15 protein-coding genes and 3 pseudogenes are annotated in these 24,295 nt (G+C 73.1%); 9 read left to right on the plus strand and 9 right to left on the minus strand.

Annotated features, from left to right (window positions below):
• Window positions 1–88 precede the first annotated feature (88 nt).
• Together JIW86_RS35010 and JIW86_RS35015 are read left to right on the plus strand one after the other, a co-directional pair.
• A complete protein-coding gene (locus tag JIW86_RS35010) occupies window positions 89–2,509 on the plus strand; it encodes a glycoside hydrolase family 3 C-terminal domain-containing protein (protein ID WP_257558120.1) in 2,421 nt (806 codons plus the stop codon).
• A 31-nt stretch (window positions 2,510–2,540) separates the two neighbouring features.
• On the plus strand, window positions 2,541–3,629 hold the full coding sequence (locus JIW86_RS35015; RefSeq protein ID WP_257558122.1) for a LacI family DNA-binding transcriptional regulator: 1,089 nt from the start codon (window positions 2,541–2,543) through the stop codon (window positions 3,627–3,629).
• A 15-nt stretch (window positions 3,630–3,644) separates the two neighbouring features.
• Here the strand turns inward: JIW86_RS35015 and JIW86_RS35020 are convergent, their stop codons facing one another.
• Window positions 3,645–4,967 carry an ROK family transcriptional regulator gene (locus JIW86_RS35020; RefSeq protein ID WP_257558123.1) on the minus strand — a complete coding sequence of 441 codons (1,323 nt, stop codon included), beginning with the start codon at window positions 4,965–4,967 and terminating at the stop codon, window positions 3,645–3,647.
• Between the two features lie 157 nt (window positions 4,968–5,124).
• On the opposite strand from JIW86_RS35020, the gene JIW86_RS35025 reads away from it, so the two are divergent.
• The 5 genes from JIW86_RS35025 (at window position 5,125) to JIW86_RS35045 (ending at window position 10,755) form a co-directional block, all read left to right on the plus strand.
• A complete protein-coding gene (locus JIW86_RS35025) occupies window positions 5,125–6,438 on the plus strand; it encodes an ABC transporter substrate-binding protein (RefSeq protein WP_257558125.1) in 1,314 nt (437 codons plus the stop codon).
• Window positions 6,439–6,448: 10 nt separating this feature from the next.
• Window positions 6,449–7,447: a carbohydrate ABC transporter permease gene (locus JIW86_RS35030; protein ID WP_257558127.1), complete on the plus strand. Its 999-nt coding sequence runs from the start codon at window positions 6,449–6,451 to the stop codon at window positions 7,445–7,447.
• Window positions 7,437–8,300 carry a carbohydrate ABC transporter permease gene (locus JIW86_RS35035; protein WP_257558129.1) on the plus strand — a complete coding sequence of 288 codons (864 nt, stop codon included), beginning with the start codon at window positions 7,437–7,439 and terminating at the stop codon, window positions 8,298–8,300. Before JIW86_RS35030 ends, JIW86_RS35035 begins: the two co-directional genes overlap by 11 nt.
• Window positions 8,297–9,703 carry a GH1 family beta-glucosidase gene (locus tag JIW86_RS35040; protein ID WP_257558130.1) on the plus strand — a complete coding sequence of 469 codons (1,407 nt, stop codon included), beginning with the start codon at window positions 8,297–8,299 and terminating at the stop codon, window positions 9,701–9,703. The genes JIW86_RS35035 and JIW86_RS35040 overlap by 4 nt, the downstream gene beginning before the upstream one ends.
• Before the next feature lie 134 nt (window positions 9,704–9,837).
• Window positions 9,838–10,755: an NADP-dependent oxidoreductase gene (locus JIW86_RS35045; protein WP_257559555.1), complete on the plus strand. Its 918-nt coding sequence runs from the start codon at window positions 9,838–9,840 to the stop codon at window positions 10,753–10,755.
• Window positions 10,756–10,860: 105 nt separating this feature from the next.
• Here JIW86_RS35045 and JIW86_RS35050 read toward each other — a convergent pair.
• Both JIW86_RS35050 and JIW86_RS35055 read right to left on the minus strand, forming a co-directional pair.
• Window positions 10,861–11,082 (minus strand): annotated as a pseudogene (locus JIW86_RS35050) (discoidin domain-containing protein); the annotation flags it as partial.
• 263 nt (window positions 11,083–11,345) lie between these two features.
• Window positions 11,346–12,626, minus strand: coding sequence for an RNA-guided endonuclease InsQ/TnpB family protein (locus tag JIW86_RS35055; protein WP_257558132.1), 1,281 nt, complete (start codon window positions 12,624–12,626; stop codon window positions 11,346–11,348).
• Between the two features lie 49 nt (window positions 12,627–12,675).
• Between JIW86_RS35055 and tnpA the strand changes: the two are divergent.
• Window positions 12,676–13,046: pseudogene (gene tnpA / locus JIW86_RS35060) on the plus strand (IS200/IS605 family transposase); the annotation flags it as partial.
• On the opposite strand, the pseudogene JIW86_RS35065 reads toward tnpA, so the two are convergent.
• The 5 genes and pseudogenes from JIW86_RS35065 to JIW86_RS35085 all read right to left on the minus strand — a co-directional run.
• A pseudogene (locus JIW86_RS35065) lies at window positions 13,028–13,465 on the minus strand (hypothetical protein); the annotation flags it as partial. The pseudogenes tnpA and JIW86_RS35065 overlap by 19 nt on opposite strands.
• 170 nt (window positions 13,466–13,635) lie before the next feature.
• The gene (locus JIW86_RS35070; RefSeq protein ID WP_257558134.1) at window positions 13,636–15,792 is read right to left on the minus strand and encodes a discoidin domain-containing protein; all 2,157 of its coding nucleotides are present in this window, start codon (window positions 15,790–15,792) and stop codon (window positions 13,636–13,638) included.
• A gap of 300 nt (window positions 15,793–16,092) precedes the next feature.
• On the minus strand, window positions 16,093–18,945 hold the full coding sequence (locus JIW86_RS35075) for a poly(A) polymerase (protein ID WP_257558136.1): 2,853 nt from the start codon (window positions 18,943–18,945) through the stop codon (window positions 16,093–16,095).
• Complete coding sequence (locus JIW86_RS35080) at window positions 18,945–20,696, minus strand: RNA ligase family protein (protein ID WP_257559556.1); 1,752 nt, start codon at window positions 20,694–20,696, stop codon at window positions 18,945–18,947. Before JIW86_RS35080 ends, JIW86_RS35075 begins: the two co-directional genes overlap by 1 nt.
• Before the next feature lie 109 nt (window positions 20,697–20,805).
• The gene (locus tag JIW86_RS35085; RefSeq protein ID WP_257558138.1) at window positions 20,806–21,438 is read right to left on the minus strand and encodes a TIGR03086 family metal-binding protein; all 633 of its coding nucleotides are present in this window, start codon (window positions 21,436–21,438) and stop codon (window positions 20,806–20,808) included.
• Window positions 21,439–21,516: 78 nt separating this feature from the next.
• On the opposite strand from JIW86_RS35085, the gene JIW86_RS35090 reads away from it, so the two are divergent.
• Window positions 21,517–22,482, plus strand: coding sequence for a helix-turn-helix transcriptional regulator (locus JIW86_RS35090; RefSeq protein WP_257558139.1), 966 nt, complete (start codon window positions 21,517–21,519; stop codon window positions 22,480–22,482).
• A 23-nt stretch (window positions 22,483–22,505) separates the two neighbouring features.
• Here the strand turns inward: JIW86_RS35090 and JIW86_RS35095 are convergent, their stop codons facing one another.
• On the minus strand, window positions 22,506–23,993 hold the full coding sequence (locus tag JIW86_RS35095) for a hypothetical protein (RefSeq protein ID WP_257558141.1): 1,488 nt from the start codon (window positions 23,991–23,993) through the stop codon (window positions 22,506–22,508).
• Window positions 23,994–24,295 lie beyond the last annotated feature (302 nt).

Raw genomic sequence — 24,295 nt, forward strand, 5'->3', positions numbered from 1 at the left:
GGCACGGGCGTTGACACTGTCCGTGGGGCCCGGAACCATACTGGGAGAGCGCTCTCCCGAGATCCTCCGCGGCGAAAGGGACACCGGCATGGACGGCCGTGACGAGCCTCGGCTCGATCTGCGCGCGGCGGTGCGGCTGCTGACCGGCGCCGACACCTGGCGGACCCACGCCGAACCTGCCGTCGGGTTACGGGAGATGGTGTTCTCCGACGGCCCGGCCGGGGTGCGCGGTCCCGGCTGGGACGAGGGGCGGACCTCCGTGCTGCTGCCCTCCGCCAGTGCGCTCGGCCCGCTCTGGGACGAGGAGCGGGTGCACCGGCTCGGCGCGCTCCTCGGGGACGAGGCCCGCCGCAAGGGGGTGCACGTCCTCCTCGCGCCCACGCTCAACCTGCACCGCAGCCCGCTCGCCGGACGGCACTTCGAGTGCTTCGCCGAGGACCCGCTGCTCGCGGGCCGCACCGGGGCGGCCCTCATCCGCGGGATCCAGTCCCGCGGGGTGGCGGCCACCGCGAAGCACTACGTCGCGAACGACTCCGAGACCGAACGGCTGACCCTCGACGTCCGGGTCGAGGAACGCGTGCTGCACGAGCTGTACCTCGCGCCCTTCGAGGCCGCCGTACGTGCCGGGGTCTGGGTGGTGATGTCGGCGTACAACAAGGTCAACGGCCACACCATGACGGAGAGTTCCCTGCTCGCGGATCCCCTGAAGGAGGAATGGGGCTTCGACGGGGTGGTCGTCTCCGACTGGGGTGCCGGCCGGTCCTCGGTCGCCTCGGCCGCCGCGGCGCAGGATCTGCTCATGCCCGGCCCCGGCGGGCCCTGGGGCGAGGCGCTCCTGGCCGCCGTGGAGCGCGGACTGGTTCCGGCCGCGGCGGTCCGGGACAAGGCGCGCCGGGTACTGAGGCTCGCCGGCCGGGTCGGCGCCCTCGGGCCCCCCGCCCCCGCCCCCGGCGGCGGCGGTGCCGAGGAGACCGACGCGCGGCGCCTGCTGCGCGAGGCCGCCGCCGCGAGCTTCGTCCTGCTCGAGAACCGGGGCGTGCTGCCCCTGGACCCCCGGGCCCCGGCCGCCGCCGCCGTCATCGGGACGCACGCCGACGACCCCCGCGTTCAGGGCGGCGGCAGTTCCGAGGTGTTCCCGCACGCCGTGGTCACCCCGCTGGCCGGGCTGCGGGCCGCACTGCCCCCGCAGGCGCGCCTCGTGTACGAGCCGGGCCCGCCCCCGGACGGCAGCGGCGGTCCGGCGCCGCTCGGCGCACGTCATGCCAGAGACCCGGAGACCGGCGCCCCCGGCGTACGGCTGCGCGTGCTCGACGCCACCGACGCCGTGCTGCACTCCGCGCACCAGCCCTCCGGCCGGGTGCTGGAGCCCGAACTGCCTCCGGGCGCCCACACCGTCGAGCTGGCCGCCGTACTCCATCCGGATGCGACCGGAACCTGGACCCTCGGGCTCGGCGGCTTCGGCGCACTCGGCCTCACCGTGGAGAAAACGGCCGTGCTGGCGGGGGAGTTCCCGCCGGAGACGGACGATCCGGCCGTGGTGCACGTCCGCCCGCCTCAGCGGACCGCCCGCGTCCACCTCACCGCCGGCCGACCCGTCGAGGTCCGCGCGCGCCGCCAACTGGCTCCCGGCACGGGCCGGGCCACCGTTCTGACGGCCGCCGGGCCCGCTCCCGACCCAGCCGGGGCACTCGCCGCCGCCGTGGCCGCCGCCCGCGAGGCCGACGTGGCGATCGTCTGCGTCGGCACCACCGACGGCGACGAGTCCGAGGGCCACGACCGCCGCTCGCTCCAACTGCCGGCGTCACAGGACCAGTTGGTGCGGGAGATCGCCCGCGCCCAGCCCCGTACCGTGGTCGTCGTCAACGCGGGCGGACCCGTCGAGCTCCCTTGGCGCACCGAAGTCGCCGCCGTCCTCCTCACCTGGTTCCCCGGCCAGGAGGCCGGCCACGCCCTCGCCGACGTACTCCTCGGCCGCGCCGAGCCCGGCGGCCGGCTCCCCACCACCTGGCCCGCGACCCTCGCCGACGCCCCCGTCCGCACCACCCGCCCCACAGGCGGCGTCCTCCCGTACGAGGAGGGGCTGCACATCGGCCACCGGGCCTGGCTGCGCACGGGCACGGCCCCCGCCTACTGGTTCGGCCACGGCCTCGGCTACACCACGTGGCGGTACGAGGCCCTCGGGGTGCCGCGGCCGCACGCGGGCGGCGGCTGCGAGATCCCCGTCGTGCTCCGCAACACCGGCGCCCGGCAGGGCCGCGAGGTCGTCCAAGTCCACCTGTCCCGGCCCGATTCGGCGGTCGAGCGGCCGGTGCGCTGGCTCGCCGGGTGGGCCGCCGTGCAGGCCGGACCGGGGGAGCGGGTGACGGCGTACGTACGGATCCCCGCGCGCGCCCTCCAGCACTGGTCCCCGGCGGCCCGCGCCTGGGTGACGGAGCCGGGCCGGTTCACCGTACGGGCGGGACCCCACGCCGGTGAACTGCCGCTGCGGGAACGGCTGGACCCCGTCTAGGTCCTGTCTGCCCGGACGTTACAGTGCCGCCATGGACACGGGGCGGGGTACGGGAACGGGCGCGACGGGAGCGGGGACGGGGGCGGGCGGAGCCCCGACCCTGGAGGACGTGGCCCGCGCGGCGGGGGTGTCCCGGGCCACGGTGTCCCGCGTGGTCAACGGCGTCCGGAACGTGGACCCCGCCATCCAGCAGGCGGTCCGGCAGGCCGTCGCCGCGACCGGCTACGTGGCGAACCGGGCCGCCCGTTCCCTCGTGACCCGCAGGTCGGGAACCGTCGCCCTGGTGGTCTCCGGCGCGGGCTCCCGATCTGCCGGCACGCGGGACGAGTTCGCGGCCCGGGTCTTCGAGGACCCCTTCTTCGGGCGAGTGGTCAGCGGGGTCGTCCGCGTGCTGCGGCCGCTCGGTGTGCACCCGGTGCTGATGTTCGCCGACACCGGGGAGGATCGCGCGGAGGTGCTCGCGTACCTGGCGCAGGGCAGCGCGGACGGAGCCCTGCTGGTCACCACCCATCCCCGGGACCCGCTGCCCGGGATGCTCGCGGCGGCCGCACTGCCCGCCGTACTGTTCGCGCGTCCGGCGGCGGGGGTGCCGCTCGACCACGTGGACCTGCGCCACCGGGAGGGCGGGGCGCTGGCGTCCCGGCACCTGCTCGCGCTGGGGCGCGGCCGGCTCGCGGCGATCGGGGGCCCGGCGGACGTGCCGGCCAGCCGGGAGCGGCTGGCCGGCTTCCGCGAGGCGGCGGAGGGCCGCGACCGGGTGGTCCGTGTCGCCGAGGGGGACTTCACGCTCGACGGGGGCGAGCGGGCCATGAGCTGCCTGCTGGCCGAACGGCCCGACCTGGACGGGGTGTTCGCCGCCAACGACCTGATGGCGCAGGGGGCCTGCCTGGTGCTGCGCGAGCACGGCCGCCGGATCCCGGAAGACGTGGCCGTCGTGGGCTTCGACGACTCCGGCGCTGCCGCGGCCTGCCGGCCGCGGCTGACGACCGTACGGCAGCCGGTGGAGGACATGGCTGCCGAGATGGTCCGCCTGCTCCTGGACCGCATTGCGGGCACCGCGGCCCCGGAACCGGCCTCGGTGCTGTTCGCCCCCGCTCTGGTGATGCGGGATTCCGCCTGATCGGCAAGATGCCCCTCAGAGAGCCGCCGCGCCGCCCGCGTTGCGGACCTCCAGGGCCGTGCGCCAGCCCGGGGGTTCGGTCCGTGGCCCGGGAGCCGTGCGGCGGCCGCCCATCGCGAAGAAGGCGGAGAGCGGGAGCGTGGCGGCGCCGACCGTGACCGCGTCGGGGCCCAGGGAGCCCATGCCGACGGTGACCCGCCCGGCCGGATGGCGCAGCGCGTACCGGGTCGCGTGCTCCCGTACCGCCGGGAGGATGTGGGGTCCCAGCATCAGGCCCGCCCAGCCGCCGATCAGGATGCGCTCCGGCTGGAACAGGTTGATCAGGTCCGACAGTCCGGCGCCCAGGTACTCCGCGGTCTCCTCCAGCACCTCCCGTGCCACCGGGTCCCCCGTGCCGGCCGCCGCCAGCAGGGCCGAGAGGGCCTCCTCCTCGTCCACGGAGTCCACCGGTCGCCCGCCCGCAGCGCCTCCCCGTTCCGCCCAGCGCGCCAGCAGGGCCTCGGCCCCCGTGTACGCCTCCAGGCAGCCCAGCGCCCCGCACCGGCAGCGCCGGCCGCGCACGGAGACCGTCAGGTGGCCCCACTCCAGCGGGGTTCCCTCGGTCGTCCCGCCGTCCGGCGAGCCGTCGGTGATCAGGCTCGCGCCGACCCCGGAGCCGAAGAGCACGACGACCGCCTCCCGGGCCCCGCGCCCGGCACCGAACCACATCTCCGCCTGGCCGAGCGTCCGCGCGCCGTTGTCGATGATGTACGGGACCTCCTCCGGCAGGGCTCCGGTGGCGCGCAGCAGTTCCTCCAGCGGCACCGCGTCCCAGCCGATGGTCTGGCCGTGCACCACTGTCCCGCCCGGTGCGTCGCGGTCCACGATGCCCGGTACCCCGACGCCCACCCCCAGCAGCCGCTCCGTGCCGACCCCGGCCTCGGCGAGCACGGTGGCGATGCCGTGCCGGATGTGGTCGACGATCGGGCCGACGTCGTAGCAGCCGCGCGGCAGCAACGGCATTTCGGTACGGGCCAGTTCGGTGAGGGTCAGGTCGAACAGCTCGACGCGTACCCGGGTTTCGCCGACGTCGACGCCGATCATGTGGGCGCTGCCGGGCGCCACCCGCAGCAGGGTGCGGGGCCGTCCACCGTCGGAGTCGACGATCCCGGCCTCCTCCAGCAGTCCGTCCGCGACGAGTTCGCCGACGACGTTGCTGACGGATCCCGAGCTCAGCCCGGTGGCGGGGCCGAGTTCCTGGCGGCTCATCGGGCCGCCGAAGTACAGCCGTTGGAGGACGGCGCTCCGGTTTCCCCGCCGCAGGTCCCGCACCGTTCGTCCGCTACGCCCCGTGGTCATCCGGCCCCTTCCGCAGTGATATCGCTCGCAACATACCCTTGCGCGACCCCTTGACGCGACCCTTTCACGAGGCTTAACTCACGTTCTAAATTAAGGCCTGGACGGAGTGCCTCGCGTCGGCCTTCCCCCTGGACCCGCCGAAAGGGACCGAGCCGCCATGCGCAGAACCAGAGCCGCTGCCACCGCCGCCGTCGCAGTCTCCCTGCTCGCCACCGCCTGCGGCGGCGGATCCGCGGACAGCGGGGGCGGTACCAACACCGCCCCCAAGGAGCTCACTTACTGGGCCTCCAACCAGGGGCCCGACATCGCGGCGGACCAGGCGACGCTCGGTCCGGAGCTGAAGAAGTTCGAGCAGCAGACCGGCATCAAGGTCAAGCTCGAGGTCGTTCCCTGGTCGGACCTGCTCAACCGGATCCTCGCCGCCACCGCCTCCGGACAGGGCCCGGACGTCCTCAACATCGGCAACACCTGGTCCTCCTCCCTCCAGGCCACCGGAGCCCTGCTCCCCTGGGACGCGAAGAACTTCGAGGCGATCGGCGGCAAGGACCGCTTCGTGGAGTCCGCCATCGGCTCGGCCGGCGCCGCCGGCAAGGACCCGGCCGCCGTTCCGCTCTACTCGATGTCGTACGCCCTCTACTACAACAAGAAGATGTTCCAGGAGGCGGGCATCGAAAAGCCCCCGGCCACCTGGGACGAGCTGGTCACCATCGGCCAGAGGCTGTCCAAGGACGGCAAGTGGGCACTGGGCGCCGAGGGTTCGAACCTCTCCAACAACATCCATCAGGCCTTCGTCCTGTCCCGGCAGCACGGAGCCGAGTTCTTCGACGCCGCCGGCAAGCCCACGTTCGACACCCCCGCCAACGTCGAGGCCGTCAAGCAGTACGTCGACCTGATGGCCAAGGACAAGATCATCTCACCCGGCAACGCCGAGTACGACAAGAACCAGTCCCTCCAGGACTTCGCCAACGGCAAGACCGCCATGGTCCTGTGGCAGAGCGCGGCCAGCAGCTTCAAGGCGCACGGAATGAAGGAGGGCGACTGGGGCGTCGCCCCCGTCCCGGTCCCGGCGGGCGGCGCCCCCGGCAGCGGCCGGAACACCAACTCCATGGTCGCCGGCATCAACATGGCCGTCTTCAAGAACACCGACAACATCGACGGCGCCCTGAAGTTCGTGAAGTTCATGACCAGCGACGAGGAGCAGAAGCTCCTCAACAAGACCTACGGCTCCATCCCCCCGGTCAAGGCGGCCCAGACCGACCCGTCCTTCGCCACCGAGGACCTCACCGTGCTCCGCAACACCCTCTCCACCAGCGCCGCCCCGCTCCCGCAGGTCCCCGAGGAGTCCCAGTTCGAGACCACCGTCGGCACCGCCGTCAAGGAGCTCTTCGCCGACGCCGCGGCCGGCCGGCCCGTGACCACCGAGTCGGTCAAGGCGAAGCTCACCAAGGCCCAGCAGCAGATGGCGAACTGAGTCCCGCCCGATGACTTCCGCACCCACCGTCCTGCCACCCGACACCACCACGGAGGGGCCGCGCGGTACGGCGGCCCGCGTGCGCCGCCCCGGCCGCCTGCGCCGCGGCGCCCTTCCCTACCTCCTGCTGTTGCCCGCCCTCCTCTTCGAACTGCTCATCCACCTCGTCCCGATGGTGATGGGCATCCTCATGAGCTTCCGCGAGCTCACCCAGTTCTTCATCCGGGACTGGTCCCGCGCCCCGTGGACGGGCTTCGACAACTACGAACTCGCCGTCGACGTCAACCGGCCGGTCGGCGAGGCCCTCCTCGGCTCGTTCCTCACCACCTGCCTGTTCACCCTGCTCTCCGTGGCCCTGTGCTGGCTGCTCGGCACCGCCGCTGCCGTGTTCATGCAGGAGACCTTCCGCGGCCGCGGCATCCTGCGGGCCCTGTTCCTCGTCCCGTACGCCCTGCCCGTCTACGCGGCCGTCATCACCTGGGCGTTCATGTTCCAGCGGGACAACGGCCTGGTGAACCACGTCATCCACGACCAGCTGGGCATCGGGGGCGCCGAGCACACCTTCTGGCTGCTCGGCGACAACAGCTTCTGGGCGCTGCTGACCGTGTCCGTGTGGAAGGGCTGGCCGTTCGCCTTCCTCATCGTGATGGCCGCCCTGCAGAACATCCCGAAGGATCTGTACGAGGCGGCCGCGCTGGACGGGGCCGGCATCTGGCAGCAGATCCGCCGGATCACCCTGCCCTCGGTCGGCGCGGTCAACCAGGTGCTGATCCTGGTGCTGTTCCTGTGGACCTTCAACGACTTCAACACGCCGTTCGTGCTGTTCGGCAAGTCGGCCCCCGAGGCCGCCGACCTGATCTCCATCCACATCTACCAGTCGAGCTTCGTCACCTGGAACTTCGGCACCGGATCGGCCATGTCCGTCCTCCTGCTGCTCTTCCTCCTGCTGGTCACCGCCGCATACCTCCTCGTCACCAGCCGAGGCCGGAAGGACGCCGATGCCCGCTAGAACGCGCAGCCCGCTCGACCCGCCCCGCACCTTCAAGGTGATCCGGGCCGTCTTCCTGACCCTGCTCTCCGGCTTCGTGCTGCTGCCCGTCTACGTGATGGTCACCAGCTCGCTCAAGCCGCTCAAGGACGTGGCGGGCCAGTTCCGGTGGATCCCCACCGGGCTCACCGTCCGGCCCTACGTCGACATCTGGCACACCGTCCCGCTCGCCAAGTACTTCGTGAACTCCCTGATAGTGGCCGGCGCCGCCACCGTCTGCTCCGTGGTCATCGCCGTCTTCGCCGCGTACGCCGTCAGCCGCTACCGATTCCGCGGCAAGCGCCTGTTCACGGTGACCGTGCTGTCCACCCAGATGTTCCCCGGGATCCTGTTCCTCCTCCCGCTGTTCCTGATCTTCGTGAACATCGGCAACAGCACCGGGGTCGCGCTCTACGGGTCCCGCGGCGGGCTCATCCTCACCTACCTCACCTTCTCCCTTCCCTTCTCCATCTGGATGCTCATCGGCTACTTCGACTCGGTGCCCCGCGACCTCGACGAGGCGGCCACCGTCGACGGCTGCGGCCCGCTCGGCGCGCTGTTCCGGGTCGTGATCCCGGCGGCCGTCCCCGGCATCGTCGCCGTCGCCGTGTACGCCTTCATGACCGCCTGGGGCGAGGTGCTCTTCGCCTCCGTCATGACGAACGACACCACCCGCACCCTCGCCGTCGGACTGCAGGGCTACTCCACGCAGAACGACGTGTACTGGAACCAGATCATGGCCGCCTCGCTCGTCGTCAGCATCCCCGTCGTCGCCGGATTCCTGCTGCTGCAGAAGTACCTGGTGGCCGGACTCACGGCAGGAGCCGTCAAATGACCCTTTCCGAAAGCCTTCCCGTGACCGAAGCGCACGCCGTGGACCGCGCCGTCGACCGCACGGTCGACCTCGCCGCCCTGCCCGCCGACTTCGCCTGGGGCACCGCCACCTCCGCCTACCAGATCGAGGGCGCGGTCGACGAGGACGGACGCGCCCCCTCCATCTGGGACACCTTCAGCCGCGTCCCCGGCGCCGTCGACGGCGGCCACACCGGCGACACCGCCTGCGACCACTACCACCGCTGGCCGGACGACATCGCCCTGATGAGGCAGCTCGGCACCAACGCCTACAGGCTCTCCGTCGCCTGGCCGCGGATCCTGCCCGGCGGCGACGGCCCCGTCAACACCAAGGGCCTCGACTTCTACGACCGGTTGACCGACGGACTGCTCGCGGCCGGCATCGAGCCCAACGTCACCCTCTACCACTGGGACCTGCCCCAGGCGCTCCAGGACCGCGGCGGCTGGCCCGAGCGCGCCACCGCCGAGCACTTCGCCGCGTACGCCGGTCTCGTGGCCGAACGCCTCGGCGACCGCGTCACCCAGTGGGCCACCCTGAACGAGCCGCTGTGCTCGGCCTGGATCGGACACCTGGAGGGCCGGATGGCCCCCGGCTGGACCGACCTCACCGCCGCCGTCCGCGCCTCCTACCACCTGCTGCTCGGCCACGGCCTCGCTGCCCAGGCCGTCCGCGCCGCCCGCCCCGCCGCGCGCATCGGCATCGTCAACAACCTCTCCACCGTCGAGCCCGCCACCGGCAGCGAGGCCGACCGGGCCGCCGCCCGGCGCATGGACGGCCACGTCAACCGCTGGTGGCTCGACCCCGTCCACGGCCGCGGCTTCCCCGCCGACATGCGCGAGGTCTACGGCGTCGACCTCCCCGAACGCCCCGGCGACCTCGCCACCATCGCCGCCCCCCTCGACTGGATCGGCCTCAACTACTACTTCCCGCAGGTGGTCACCGCCGACCCGGCCGGCCCCGCGCCCTTCGCCCGCCAGATCGACCGGCCCGGCGTCCCGCGCACCGGCATGGACTGGGAGGTCGACGCCGACGGCCTGGAAACGCTCATCATGCGCCTGCACGAGGAGTACGGGGACCGGCGCATCCACATCACCGAGAACGGCTCCTCGTACCCCGACACCGTCGCCCCCGACGGCCGCGTCCACGACCCCGAACGGGCCGCCTACCTGACCTCCCACCTGGCCGCCTGCGCCCGCGCGGCCCGCCGCGGCGCACCGGTGGCCGGCTACTACGCCTGGTCGCTGCTGGACAACTTCGAATGGGCCTACGGCTACGACAAGCGCTTCGGCCTGGTCCACGTGGACTACGCCACCCAGCGCCGCACGGTGAAGACGAGCGGCCGCCGCTACGCCGAGATCATCGCCGCGCACCGCTCCGCCCGCTGACACCCCGCCGCCGACGGTTCGCCGCCCCGCGCCCGCCCTGCTTCTCGGGCCGGGCGCGGCGTGCGTGGTGGGATGGCTCCGGGGCGGGTCCAGCAGCTCACGGAGAGGTCGGGTACATGCCGCAGGACAACACCATGCGAGGGATGGCGTACGAGACGTACGGAGGAACGGAGGTGCTCAGGGACACCCGGCTCCCGGTGCCGAAGTTCGGCCCGGGCGAGGTCCTCGTACGGGTGAAGTACGCCTCGGTCAATCCGGTCGACTGGAAGATCATGGCGGGCGGGCTCGACGCTCTTATGGACGTCGTGTACCCCGTGGTGCCCTGTTGGGACGTCTCCGGCACCGTCGAGAAGGTCGGCATCGACACCCCCGAATTCGCCGAGGGCGACGAGGTCATGGCCTACGCCCGCAAGGACTACGTGCACGGCGGGACCTGCGCCGAGTTCGTCACCGTGCCCGTACGGGCCCTCGCGCGCAAGCCCGCCTCCCTCGGCTGGGCCGAGGCCGCCGGGCTCCCGCTGGCCGGGCTCACCGCCTACCAGGTGCTGACCCGGCTCGGCACCGGCAAGGACGACACCGTCCTCATCCACGGAGCCGCGGGCGGCGTCGGCTCCTTCGGCGTGCAGATCGCCCGCGCCCTGGGAGCCCGGGTCATCGGCACCGCCTCCCCGCGCAACCACGACCGCGTACGGGAACTCGGCGCCGAGCCCGTCGCGTACGGGGACGGGCTCGCCGAGCGGGTCCTCGCCCTCGTCCCCGACGGTGCGACCGTCGTCGCGGACTTCGTCGGCGGCGTCCTCGACGTCACCCGCAGGGTGCTGCACGACGACGGCCGGCACGCCTCCATCGCCGACCCCACGGTGACCGGCTCGGGCGGCGAGTGGATGTGGGTGCGCCCGGTCGGCAGCGACCTGGCCGCGCTGGGACAGCTCACCGAGAGCGGGCAGCTCACGGTGCCCGTCGCACGCACCTTCCCGCTGGGCGAGCTGGCGGCGGCCTTCGAGCTCAGCCAGGGCGGACACACTGCGGGCAAGATCGTCATCGAGGTCTGAGCACCCCGCTCCGGACCCGCGCGACCGGGCGGCTGCGTGAGCGCGTGACCGCGCGCCGCCCGGCGGGGAGAAGGGCGGCGCGCGGAGTACACGGAGCCGCGCCGGTCAGGCGTAGACGCCGAAGTGGAACAGGGAGTAGCCGTAGCCGGTACCGCGCTGGGTCAGGTCCAGCCGGACGTAGCGGCCCGACGCGGAGACGTCGAAGTCGTCGATCCCGCCGTCACCGGACGACGTGGCGTACGCCGTCCGCCAGTTCCGGCCGTCGTCCGAGACCTGGAGGGAGTACGCCTTCCCGTACGCGCTCTGCCACACCAGCTGGGCTGTACGGTCCGTCCCAGTAACCGGTGGACTGCATAAGGATGTTGAGCTGGGTCCTGGCCGGGTGGTTCGCCGGGAACTCGGCGCTCTGGAAGGTCGCCGCGCTCCCAGCCCTCGGCCCAGCCCCGGTGGCCACGGAACTCGGCCGCCGTCTGGGTCGGGCTGCCGACGACGAAGCGCACGCCCTGGGGGGAAGGGGTGCACGCTCTTGTCGTCGGTGACACCGGTCTTGTATTGGAGTGCTCTTCCGCATGAATGCGAGAGATTCAGGCCTACCTTGCGGTGGCGGGTTTGACGCGACGGGCGCGCCTGGCGACTGCCCTCCCGGCAGCCGGGATGAGCGCGAGGCCCATCTGGTACAGGTGCAAGACGTTCCGGGACGCGTTGTGGTCGGCGTTGCCCGACCATCCGCAGTCGGGGTTCTTGCACACGAACGTGGCCTGGTTCTCGCGGCTGCCCGGCGTGATGAAGCCGCAGGCTGAACAGCGCCGTGACGTGTGGGGTGCGGGGACTTTGACGAGGGTGCCGCCCTGGCGGGCGGTCTTGTACGTCAGCATCGTTACGGTCCGGCCCCAGGCCTCGCCGCTGATGGAGCGGTTGAGGCCGGACTTCTGGGCGACGTTCTTCCCCGGCTCCCGGGCGGTGCCTCTGGCGGACTTGACCATGTTCGTGATGTGGAGTGCTTCAACCACCACGGTGCCGTACTTCTTGGCGATGTCGATGGTGGTCTGATGCTGCCAGTCGATGGCCCTGCGCTTGGCTTTCGCACGGAGTCCTGCGATCTGGTCATACGTGGTCCGCAGCCGCCCGGAGGTACGTTCCCCGCGCTTCCGGGCGATCTCGCGTTGTGCGGCGCGCTGCTCCAGCCGGAGGAGTCTGGCCTTCTCCTTGGCGGTCAACCACTCGTCGTGCCCGTAGGTGGTGCCGTCGGAAAGGGCCAGGGGCACGGTGATACCGACGTCGATACCGATCTCCGGGCCGGTGTGCGGCTCGGGCTTGCGCTCAAAGGTCTGGACGCGGAAGGCGATGTGCCAGCCGAGGGCGTCCCTGACCAGACGGGCCCCAGTGATCCGGTTGTCGCTGTTGGCGCGCTTGCCCACGGGCAGGTCCTTGGTCCACCGGAAGCGGACACGTCCGACCTTGGGGATGTTGACCACGCCCCAGCGGCGGTGCACTCGGGTGATGTTCAGGTCCCGGCCCTGCGGGATGTCCACCGACATCACCGACCTGAACCGGCCCTTGAAGTTCGGAGCATCCGCACGTCCGTCCCAGCAGTTCTTCCACGCTTGGAAGTACGTCTTCAAAACCGCCTGCGCGGCCTGCGCGGGAAGAACAGCGAGGAAGTCGATGTCCTTGCGGGCCTGGCGTATCGCGGCGTCCGCGTTCGCCAGAGTCCGTTCATCCTTCGGCATCATCCGCCACCACGCGTGAAGGAGGTTCCACATGGTTCGGGCGGCGTGCGCCTGGTCATCGGTCTTCCGTGAGAGCGCAGGGTCAAGCGCCAGCCGGGCGCGATGCCCGAACTGCCGCTTGGACAAGGTCCCTTGACTCACAACCGCAAGAGTATCCGCGCATGTCGCGCACTGAAGGCTTGATCCGGATATACACACCATTCATCACTTCGTCCACAACCTCCATGCCCACGTGGCTTTCGTCACCGCGTGCCAGCCCAGAGCGTTCGCGGACCGGGATGCTTTGGGGATCACGCACGAGGTGTGCGCTGACTTCGAGGCTCAGCTGAAGCAGTTCAACGGCGAGGAGGATCACGTGCACCACCCACCGAAGGAGCAGCTCTCCAAGCTGGTCAACAGGCTCAAGGGCGTATCCGCCCGGCCTCTGCGCAAGAAGTACGACACCCACGTACACGCCGGTATCTGTGCGGCGGCCACTTCTCGTCCGGTTCCTACTTCGCCGAAAGCTGCGCAGGTGCACCGCTGGCAGTCGTCCGCCAGTACATCGAGTACCCGGAGAGGTCGCCGGGAGCGTTGCAGACCGTCCCGCCGGCGCTGAGCGAGGCGGTGGTGCTGAAGGCGTCGGTCGTGGTGTTGCCCAGGAAGGTGTGGTTGTGCGAGGCGCCGGGCCGGCCGGGGAAGACGAGCGGGTCGTCCGGGGCGGTGCGGCTGACCGCGCAGTTGGCCTGGAACTCGTGGAAGTAGCGGTCCGGGGGGTTCTCCCAGGACGGAGTGACCCCTGTGACCGGAGGGACGGCCGGGATGTAGCCGTCCCCGTCCGGATCGTCTCCGGTCGCCAGGGGGGCGGCGTTGGTGTGACCCGAGTGACCCGCGCGTACGGCGGATCCGCTGTCGGGGGAGGCCTGAGCCGTCAGCGCGAGGCCGCTGAGTCCGGCGGCCGCGGTCACGGCGAAGGCCGCCGAGACCAGGAGGGCGGACAGGGTCCGCGGTCGGAGTTTCACTTCTGCTCCTCCGGTGGATGGGGGCTCGCCCGGTTGGGAGAGCGCTCTCTCGCTCGGCCCGGAAAACGCGGGACGGCCGCCGGGCCGCCCCGCGTCCTCCGGGGGCCAAGGGTGGATCAGGGATGGATCAGGGGTGTGTCAGGGGTGTGTCAGGGGAACGAGAGGACGGTCGAGGGAACCGTCGACGTCCCCGAGGTGGGGGCGCCGATGCCGTTGATGACGTGCTCGTACTGGCCGTTGCCGCCCAGCGAGACGACGAGCAGGTCGTGGAACCTCACGCCGGGTTTCACCGGCGCCTGGAAGCCGTGGTCCTGACGGATCGTCGGGTCCACGTTGTAGTAGCAGTAACTGCCCAGGCCCCAGCCCTCGTGGGTGTTCACGGATTCGGCCACCTTGTAGGCCGCGTAGCCCTTGACTGGGCCGTTCTGGATGGCGGCCTGGTTGGGCGCGTCGTAGGCCTTCTCGTTCTGGAAGAAGATCGTGCGCCCGCGCTCCCCGTTCCACTCCACGTCGTACTTGTTGAAGTGCTCGACGAACAGCCCGGTGGCCAGGACGTCGTCGCCGTTCACCCGGAACCCGTAGTCGGAGCGGTTGGTCTCCCAGCCCACCCCGTCGCCGTGGTCGGCCCGCCAGATCCAGGTGTGGTCGACGATCGTGTCGTGGTTGTTGATGACCATGCCGAGCGTGGCCTTGCCCGCGCCCGCGCCGCCGACCCGGATGAACACGTCCTGCACGGTGGTCGGGTTCGCCACGTGGTCCGTCGCGGCACCGGCGGGGCCGACCTCCAGGAGGCTGGGCGAGTTCACGGTGCCCGCGTCGATCAGGAATCCGGCGAGCTTCACGCCGTCCACGTCGGCGACCTTCATCGCCGTCACCCCGTTGTCCGGGACGATCGTGGCGAGGCCGAGGCCCAGGACGACCGTGTCCGGACGGTTGACCTGGATGGTCCGGTCCACGTGGTAGACGCCGGGGGTGAACAGCAGGTGCAGGCCCTGGGCCAGCGCCGCGTTGATGGTCGCCGCGCTCGCACCCGGCTTGACCACGTAGAACCGGCTGAGCGGGATCGAGCTCCCCTGCGGTGCGCCGTTGCCCCAGGAGGTGCCGCGGGCAGCGGTGCGCTTTGCCGGGACGAAGACCTTGTACTCGGCGCCGTCCAGGTAGAGGAAGGGCTTCTCCCGGGAGACGGGGGTGGTGTCCAGGGTGGTGTAGGGCGGGTTCGGATACGACTGCGCCGGCGCGCCCTGGGTCCCGGAGAACACCTGGTTCCAGACGGCGTTGGACCAGCCGCCGATCGAGCTGTCACGGGTGTACCACTGCTGCTGCGAGTAGTTGCCGATCTGGCCGTCGATCTTCGAGTCGGCGATGTAGCCGCCCGAGGCCCAGCCGAAGCCGTCGGGCGCCAGGTTGAGCCCGCCCTTGACGTGCATCCGGCGGAACGGCGCCGCCTGCGAGACGGCCCAGCGGTCGGTGCCGTTGACTGGGTTCAGGGCCAGGTTCTCGGCCGAACGCCAGAAGTTCTGGGTGGCGTTGCCGCCGAACCAGCCGGCGTCGACGGTGACGTCACCGTTGATGGTGGTGTCGTCGGGGCTCAGGCCGAGACCGGAGATCGAGGTGTAGAAGCCGATCTGGGCGTTGAGGCCGTTGTACGCGCCCGGCTTGAACAGGAACTGGTAGCGGCCGGAGCCGAACTGGGCCGACTCCTGCTGCCGGAAGACCTCGTCCAGCTTGCCCTGGATGTTCGGGGTGGACGGATCGAAGACGATCACGTTCGGCCCGAGGTCGCCGCCGCCGGGGATGGCCGGGTCGGTGCCGCCGGTGCCGTAGACCTGGAACTCCCAGAGCGAGTAGCCGTAACCGGTGGCCCGCTGGGTGCCGTACACGCGGACGTAGCGGGCGGTGCCCGTGATGTCGTGGGTCTGGACTCCACCGGTGCTCGCGGTCGTCGTGTACGCGGTGGACCAGTTGGAGCCGTCGGTGGACAGCTCGACCCGGTACGCCTTCGCGTACGCCGCCTCCCAGCGCAGCACCACCTGGCTCAGCTGCGCCGGGGCGCCGAGGTCGACCTGTATCCACTGGGGGTCGGCGAACTGGCTCGACCAGCGGGTGCCGTTGTCGCCGTCGACGGCCGCGCCGGCCGGTGTGCCGGCGCCCTCCAGGCTGGAGGCGGTGACGGGCTTGCCCTGCGAGAGCAGTACGGGGGCCGCCTGGGCGGCGGTGCCCGGCAGCAGCACGAGGAGGGCCGCGACCAGTGCGGCGGCGAGCGCCGCGACGGTCAGTCGCGGCGGGCGATCGGAGAGGAGGGGCATGCGGGGTGCTCCTGACGTCATGGATCCGGGGGATCGAAGCGTGAGTGAACTGCCCGCCGACTGGGCCGTCAAGGGTTCCGGCGTTCATGAACTGAACGCCAAATGCCATGTCAATTGCCCATCAGGCCTGTGAACTTGGAGTTTCTTCAATCCTTGTGAAAAGTGTTGACGAAAAAACTTCGCAGGGCTGTACTGATGCTCTGACCGCTCCGTCCCGCCTGCCCGCTGGGCGGTACGGAGCGGCCGGGCCCGGCTTCAGGAAGTGGCCCCGGCTCGGGGCCGGTTGCCGCCTTGTGTTCGTTACTCGTCGACAGTCGCGTGCGGATCCGGTACCTCGCCGCAGGCCGCCCAGGCCACTTCCACGCCGGGAAGGCCCCTCGACCACGGCGCGGCCACGGCGGCGAGACCCGCCGCGTCGGGCGGGGTCGCGCCGAGCCCGATCGCGTACCGGGCCAGGCCCGGACCCGTCGCGAAGGGGTGCGGCCAGGCGTGCGCGTCCGCGGCGCCCGCCTCCTCCAGCGCACTGAGCAGCGCCCGCAGACGGCCCCGCACCCGGCCCAGCGCCGCCTCGAACTCCCGCTCCGCGGGCGTCCGTACGGTCACCACCGCCCACGCGGCGTGCCGCCGGTGCAGCGGCGGCGCGGCCAGCACCTCGCCGAACGACCCGGGATCCGCGTCCAGCAGCTCCCAGGCCCGGTACAGCTCCCGCCCCAGCAGATCGCGCAGTCCGGGGCCCGCCTGGGCCGTGCAGCCGCGCACCGGCTCCGAGGGGGTCAGGACCGTCAACGCGTCCGGACACGTCACCGCAGTCGCGGGCGCCAGGCCGACCGGGTCCCGCCAGTCCCAGGCCGCCCAGGTCCCGAAGAATTCGAGCAGCAGGGCCGCCGGAGACAGGCCGGGGGCCTCGCGGACCGTGCGCGCCGCCAGTACCGCCCAGGCCAGCCCCGGCAGTCCGCCGAACGGCGCCGAGTCCAGCCCCCGGGCTCTGGCCCAGGCCTTGACCTCCCGCGCCAGCCGGGCGAAGGCGGCATGTTCGGCCCCCACGAAACCCCGTACCGCATCGGCGTCGCTCACCGCGCTCAGCGCGACCGCGGCCCGCTCGTCCAGCTCCGCCCGGCGCGCCACCGCCTCCGCCGGGGCCAGCGTGCCGGTGGGGACGACCACCAGGTCCACGTCCAGTCCGGCCACGCTCAGCCGCAGCCCCGGCACCCGTGCGCCCGTCACCTCGCGCATCCGCACTGCCTCCGGCAGCGCCGCGGCGACCCGCTCCCGAACCTCCGCGATGTCCGCGGTGCCCGGCAGCGCCGCCACCAGGTCCAGGTCCGCTCCCGGCAGCGCGCAGCCCATGCGGCGGGATCCGGCCTCCCACACCACCCCGTCGCCCAGCGCGTCCGCGATCCGGGCCGTGACCGAGACGGCCCGGCCGGGCGCTGCGACGGTGTCCGGGAACGCGGGCTCCGGCAGCCACCGGACCCGTCCCGTGCCCAGTTCCACGACCGCCCGCGGCCGCATCGGCCCGTCCCCGCGCCGTGAGAGCACGGCCAGTTCCCCGACCCGCTCGGACACGCCGCCGCCGAGGCGGGCGGCGTACTGCGCGACCGCCCGCTGCGGATCCCGGCTGCGCCCCAGCGTCAGGTGCGGGGTGTAGCCCTCGACGCGCTCCCGGCATCCCGGGAACCGCTGCGCCAGCGCCTGCCGCAGCTCCTGCCACGGCGCCTCGCCGGCCGCCGCCGGATCCAGCCAGACGGTCGCGTCCTCCCGGTGCCCGAAGCTGTGCACGCCCTCCAGCCGGGCGGTGAACGCCGGTGTCCCCGCTGCCACTTCGGCCAGCAGCGGCACGGCCTCCTCGAACGAGGACTCGGGTACGAAGCCGAAGAGCAGGTTGACGTGTGCGGGCCAGCGGCCGGACTGCGGGTCGTGCTCCCGCCGCAGCGCGTGCACCGCGTCCGGGAGGCGGGACGGCAGCCAGGCCACCGCCGTGCGCGCCGTCCCCGGCACGTCGAGCGTCGCGGGCCCGGCGCACCCGAACTCCACCGTCGCCTCCACGCCGTAGTGGTCGGAGATGAACAGCCCGTCCGGGCCCGGCGCGTCGCCGCGCAGCGCCGCCCCGGTCACCCGCGAGGCCGGCCCGGAGGCCCTGAGCAGGATCCGGTCCAGCCGCGCCGCCCGCCCCGACAGCGAGCCCACCGCGGCCAGCGGATTGGCCACCGGATCGAAGGTGGGCGTCCCGTCCGCCGCTCCGTGCACCTCGCTCCAGGCGTCCCGCATGCCCAGTGCGGCGGCCGGCCCCTCGGCCCCAGCGCTGCCGTCGTTGAAGTCGCCGAGCAGCGCCACGGAGGCTTCGACGCCGCTCAGCCCCTTGGTGAGCCGGGCCAGTTCGGCCCGTCGGCGGAGCTCCCCGTTGTCGGTGTGGTCGCTGGTCAGGTGAGTCGCGGCGACGACGAGGGGGCCGCTCGCGGTGTCCACCGTCACGGCGGTGACCGCCTTGTGCGGGCCGAGCGCGTGCAGCCCCGCCTCACGCACCGGCAGCCGGCTCAGCACCAGCAGCCCGCACTCGGCGACGTCCCGGCCGCCCGGATCCGTGCCGAGCGTGTACCCGGCCCGTACCCAGTCCGCCGCCAGCAGCATCCGGAGCAGTTCGGGTTCGGCCTCCTGGAGCGCGATGACATCGGCATCGGCGGCCGCCAGATCGGCCAGCAGCAGCGGCCTGCGCCGCGCGGTGGCGATCCGCGGGCCGTCGTAGCGGTCCCAGAGGGTGTTCCAGGTCAGCAGCCGCACCGTGGCGGGTGCCCCGGCCCCGAGGCTCCCCGGGGCAGGTGCTTGCGCCGGCCGCCAGGCGCCGCCGGCCGCCGGATCCCACGCGTGCGGGGTCCGGGCGGTGAAGAACGGCGCCCGCAGCAGGCGCGGGTCGCGCACCCGCCCGGCCCCGGTGGCGTCGATCCGGTCCACTCCCGTGGCCCGGTCCCACACCAGCTCACCGTCCGCCTCGACGAACAGCACGCGGTGCCAGGGGATGTCGCCGCCGGGCACGAAGGACGGCAGCGGCACGCGCTTCGGGGCGGCCCCGCGCTGGAGCAGCCCGAGGACGAACCGGGCGGGATCGAAACGCGGGTCCCAGCGGACCTGGTGGTAGAGCTCCTCACTGGTGCGCATCACAGCTCCCCGCCCGGCGCGGCCAGCGTGCCGGCCGTGTCCTCGACGCTGCCGCCCGCGCCGATGTACCAGGTCCGGTGCGCCTGACCGGGATACGGCGGGCTGAACCGGTGCAGCTGGGCGTCCAGGACCTGCGGCGGAACCGGATGCGGGCGCACGGCATTGCGCCGCAGCAGCTCCTCCTCGCCGACGAGTACGACGGCATGGGTGACCAGTGCGTCGCGGCGGCGGGCGACCGAGCCCGCCAGCCCGCGCTGCTGGTCGGTGAGCGAGGTGGCGTCCCACAGGACCGTGCCCCCGCGGGCCAGCGCGGCGTCGAGCCGGTCGAGGCCCTCGCTCAGCACCTCCGTGTTGGCCCGCTGGTCCGCGCGCGAACCCCGGGCGGTGCGCAGGTCGTCGAGACTGATGCAGGTGTCCACGCCGGGCAGGGCGCGGCCGAAGGTGCTCTTGCCGCTGCCCGAGGGCCCGCACAGCTGCACCAGCCGGGGAAACGTTCCCTCACGCCATCGCCAGGTCGCCGCCACCGCCTCCTCGGCCGTGGCGATCCGGCCCTGCGCGAAGGCCCGCCGCGCCTCGGCCCAGCAGCGGTCGGCCGCGTCCGGACCGAGCGCGCCCAGCGGCTCCCGGAGCTCCGCGCGCAGGGCGCCGAGCGGGTCGGGGCCGAGCAGCCCCGCCTCCTCGGCGCACAGCGCGGACCACTCCACGCACTCGCGGGCCTGCGCGTCCCCGGCCGTCACGGCGGCGAGCGCGTGCAGCACCCCCGGATCGGCCGCGGCGGCCATCCGGACCAGCCCCGCCCGCCGTTCCGCGTCCGGGAACGGCCGCTGGAGGTACGGGTACAGCCCGACCAGGTCCGAGACCCGCCGCGCGAGCCGCATCCCGAGCGGTCCCGCCGCGAGCCGCGCCGCGAGCCGCGCCCGCGGCGCGCGGTGCAGTACACCGGCCAGTACCGCGGCCAGCCGGTCCTCGCCGGTACGGCCCAACGCGTCGATCCGGGCGGTGACTTCGGCGAACACATCGGCCTCGGCGCCCTCGCCGGCCCACGCCGCACCCGTCACCCCGGCCGCGGTCAGCAGCTCCGCCGCATCGGCCTCGGCCCCGGAGCGGACCGCCCACAAGGGGGCCGCGGGACCGAGCCCGTTCGGCACCACCGGCGCGAACATCCAGTGCGTACCGGTCTGTACGTGTCCGCCGCGCACCCACTTGGCCACGCACCGGCCGAATTCCTCGTACGCGAAGCCGTCCACCGTCCGTACGACGTATCCCTCTTGCCGTGTGGTGTCGAGCTTCAGCTTGCGCAGCACGCGCTCGTCGAAGATGCCCCGCCACAGCACGCGCGGAGTGGGTACGCCGAGCCCCCGCAGGAACCGTACGGTCCCGTCCCAGTCCAGGCAGTGCTCCCCGTCCCACACGGAGAACCCGTAGAACCAGCTGTCGAGGTCCTCGTACGCGAGCGAGTGCCGGGCGTACAGGTTCTCCCCGCACACCCGCCGCCCGTCCGGGATGCGCGCGGCGATCCGGCCCTGGAGGCCCTTGACCCACGCCCGGGAGGGATGGTGCGCCGAGTCGAGCGAACGCGCGTGCAGGCCGTCCGCGTACAGGGTGGTGTTCTCCCCGTCGAGCTTCTCGGTCACCACGACCTCACGCCCGGCCAGCCCCGCGAACGCCCCCGGCCCGGCCACCCGGACATCGTCCGCCGCGGCCCCGGGAGACCAGGGCAGATGGGGCGTACGGGGGTAGTGCGTGCGCATGATCCGCTCCTGCTCGACGACGTGGTGCCCCGTCACTCTAGGTATCGGGGGCGGCCACCTCCATCGATTATCAGGCGGTCCGCGCCGTGCGGCGGACCGGCCCGCCCGCTCAGGGGCGGCGGCCGGACCAGGCCACCAGCCGGTCGAGGGCGGAGGCGTCCGCGGCCACGGGGACCACCTCGGCGAACGGGATGCGGCCGCCGCGGGTTTCGGCCGGCAGTGCCCGGCGTACCACCTCGACCAGCCGCTCCAGCAGGTCGGTGTCCCAGTCCGGCCGCTGTCCGGTGGCGGTGGCGAGGTCCCAGGTGTGCACGATCAGTTCGTTGGTGTACACGGCCGCGGCGACCACCCCGGGCCGGACCCCCATCGGCAGGCGCAGGTCGCGGTCCAGCACGCCCGGGTCCGCCCACACCCGCGCCGCCTCACGCGCGGCCGGTTCCCAGGCGGCCGCCCACTCACCGTCCGCGAGCTCGTCGGCGAAGGAGGGAACGCTGAAGGGGTCCTCACCGCGCCCGATCACCGAGATCCGCCGCAGCACCCCGACGAGGTGGCTCGACAGGCGCCGGACGTCGAACTCGGCGCAGGGCGTGGGGGAGTCGTACTGTTCCGGCCGGACGGCGGCGAGGGTGCGCCCGGCGAGGGCGACGGCAGCCGCCAGATCCGGACGGGTGTCGACGGCGGCGGAGGCGGACGGGGTGGAAGGGGTGGAAGCGGTGGCGGTGAACTGCTCGGTTTCGGTCATGAGCTCATCCTGGCGGCCAAACTGGCCATCCTCTGGCCACTTTCCCGGAGAGAATCCACTTCATGCGAAACGACCCTCATGAAGGCTGACCGGCTGGTGGCGACCCTGCTCTTCCTCCAGGAGCGCGGGCGCGTCACCGTCCCCGAAGTGGCCGCCGAACTCGACGTCTCGGAGCGGACGGCGCGGCGCGACCTGGAGGCACTGGCCGCGGCCGGGATCCCCGTCTACTCACAGCGCGGCCGCGGCGGCGGCTGGTCCCTGGTCGGCGGCGCCCGCACCAACCTCACCGGCCTCACCGCCGACGAGATCCGCGCGCTGTTCCTCGTCGCGGGCCCCCTGGCCACCACCCCCGAACTGCGCACCGCCCTGCGCAAACTGGTCCAGGCCCTGCCGGCCACCCTCCGCGGCGGCGCCGAGGCCGCCTCGCGGGCCGCCGCCGTCGACGGCACCGACTGGTCGCGCAATCCCGTCACCGCCGACGCCCCCCACCGTGCGGCCCTCCAGCGGGCCGTGGTGGACGGCACGCGGATCCGCCTCGGATACGCGGGCGCCGGCAAACCGGCCGGGGTCCGCGAGGTCGACCCGCTCGGACTCGTGGCCAAGGCGGGGGTCGACTACCTCGTCGCCGGTACGGAGAAGGGGCTGCGCACCTTCCGGCTCAGCCGGGTCACCTCGGTCGAGCCGACCGGCGAACCCGCCCACCGGCCGCCCGGCTTCGACCTCGCCACGGCCTGGCGGGAACTGGCCGGGGCGATGGAGGACAGGCTGTACGCGGTGACCGCCCGGGCCCGCGTCGCACCCGGCGCGGTGGCGCTGCTGGCCCGGCTCTCCGGCGGCCGGCTGCGCGTCGGCGGCCCGCTGCCCGACGGCTGGACGGAGGTCTGGGTCGACGGCCCGGCGCCCAGGGCGCTGGCCGCGCACCTGTCCGGGCTGGGAGCCCGGATCGAAGTGCTCGAACCACCGGAGGTACGGGAGTTGCTGGCCCGGCTGGGCGCCGAACTCGCGGGGCTCTACGGACCGCCCCCGGACGAGGGCCCGGGGTGACAGGCCGGCCAGGGGGCCGGGGCTCAGCCGCCGGCCGGTACCGCCGCGGCCAGCCCGCCGCCCGCCGCGAAGTGCAGCCGGTCCAGCCGGGCCGCGTACGGCCAGCCCGCCGCCCGGTAGAAGCACAGGTCGCTCGGGATCGGTACCGCCCGCAGGTCGGCGGCGTGCGTGCCGGCCGGCAGTCCGGCGGCCGCCGCGAGCAGCGGGTCCGCAGATCCCGCCCACTCGCCGACCGGGGCGGGCCGCGGCCACGGCTCCCCGGTGTTGGGGAACAGCCACCGGGTGTCCCCGGTGACCCGGCCGGCGAAGTCCGGGCCGTCCACGGCCTGCCGGGCCAGCCGGGCGAAGGTCAGCAGCAGGTCCGGCAGGGATTCGGCGAGCAGGGCCAGCTCCGGGTACTCCCGCAGCGCCTTCGCCTCGGCGGGCACCGAGACGGCGTACCCCCACCGGCCGGTCTCCGGGTCGACGCGGATCTGCAGGAGCGCGGGACTGTGCCCGTAGCCGATCCGGGCCAGCGGCCAGTACGTGCCCTCGCCGCCCATCATGTAGTGGACCTCCGGGGCCACCTCGTGCTCCGGGGCCCCGGGCAGCAGCCGCAGCGCGGGCAGTCCCGCGATCGCCACCGCGCCGATCTCCCGCAGCACGGACCGGATCTCGGCGGGCACCGGGACCGGCCAGCCGTCCATGGTGCGGTCGTCGACACCCGCGTCGAGGACGACGAAGGAGGGGAACTCGGCGGCCAGAGCCCGTAGTCCGGCGACCGCGCGGTCCGCGGCATCCGCCGGCAAGTGGTGCCTGCGTACCGGCCGTCCGAGGAAGTCCCCGCTCACCACACTGCGCAGCAGCAGCGCCCGGCCGTCCCCCACGATCCGGAACTGGACCTCGCTGCTTCCGGTGTCGGCGGTGTTGTGGGAGGTGGAGAAGTACGGTTCCCAGCCCACCGCGCACGGGTAGCCGGGCAGGTCGCGCAGGTCGACGAGATCGGTGAGCGAGTCTCCGCGGCCGACGAGCGCACCGAGTCCGGTGTCCGTCCCCTCGGCCACCTCGACGGTCGGGACGGCCGGCACGAAGTGCTTCGCGGCTGCCCTGTCCGCCACCCCGTCGGCAAGCCGCTCCGTGAACCCGGCGAGCCAGCCGACGAACTCCGGGGCCTCGACCGTGACGTCCGGGTCGTCCCCCCACGGACGCACGGCCACGACCGGCCCCCAGCCGCAGGAGCCGACGCCGACGATCAACGAGCCCTCGCCGAAGTCCAGTTCGCCGAGGGTCCAGTAGCCGTCCGCGAACACCGCGCGGCCGCGCGGCCCGAAGCGGTACTCGTGCTCCTCGGTCTCCAGCCCGCCGATCTGCCGCAGCACCACCCGGACGTCCTCCGGGACCGGGACTGCCCAGTCGTCCAACTCCGCGTCCGTGAACCCGTCGAACAGCTCGACCTCGTCCGCCCGTACCCGCGCCAGCTCCCGCAGCGCACGGACGACGGCCGCGGCCGCCTCCGGTCCCGCGTCGTTCATGTACCTGCTCCCCGCGTCGTCCGCCGTTCGGCTCAGAGGGTAACCGCCGGTCGGCCCGGCCCTAATGACAGAGGGCCACGATGGAGGGTGACACCGTGCCGTGGGCCGCCTCGCACAGCGGCGTCATGTCGTACGTGCGCTGCGGTGCGGCGGGCCTGGCCGCAGGTTTCGCCGGAGGCCGCTTGCGGGGCTTGGCCGGGGCGGCGGGGCGCACAGGGCGTACGGGGCGTGCGGGCTTGGCCGCCCGGGGCGGCCGCGCGGGCCGCACCTGCCGTACCGCCGCCTCCGGTTCCTCCGGTTCT

This window comes from Streptomyces sp. NBC_00162 (assembly GCF_024611995.1).
Lineage (GTDB): Bacteria > Actinomycetota > Actinomycetes > Streptomycetales > Streptomycetaceae > Streptomyces.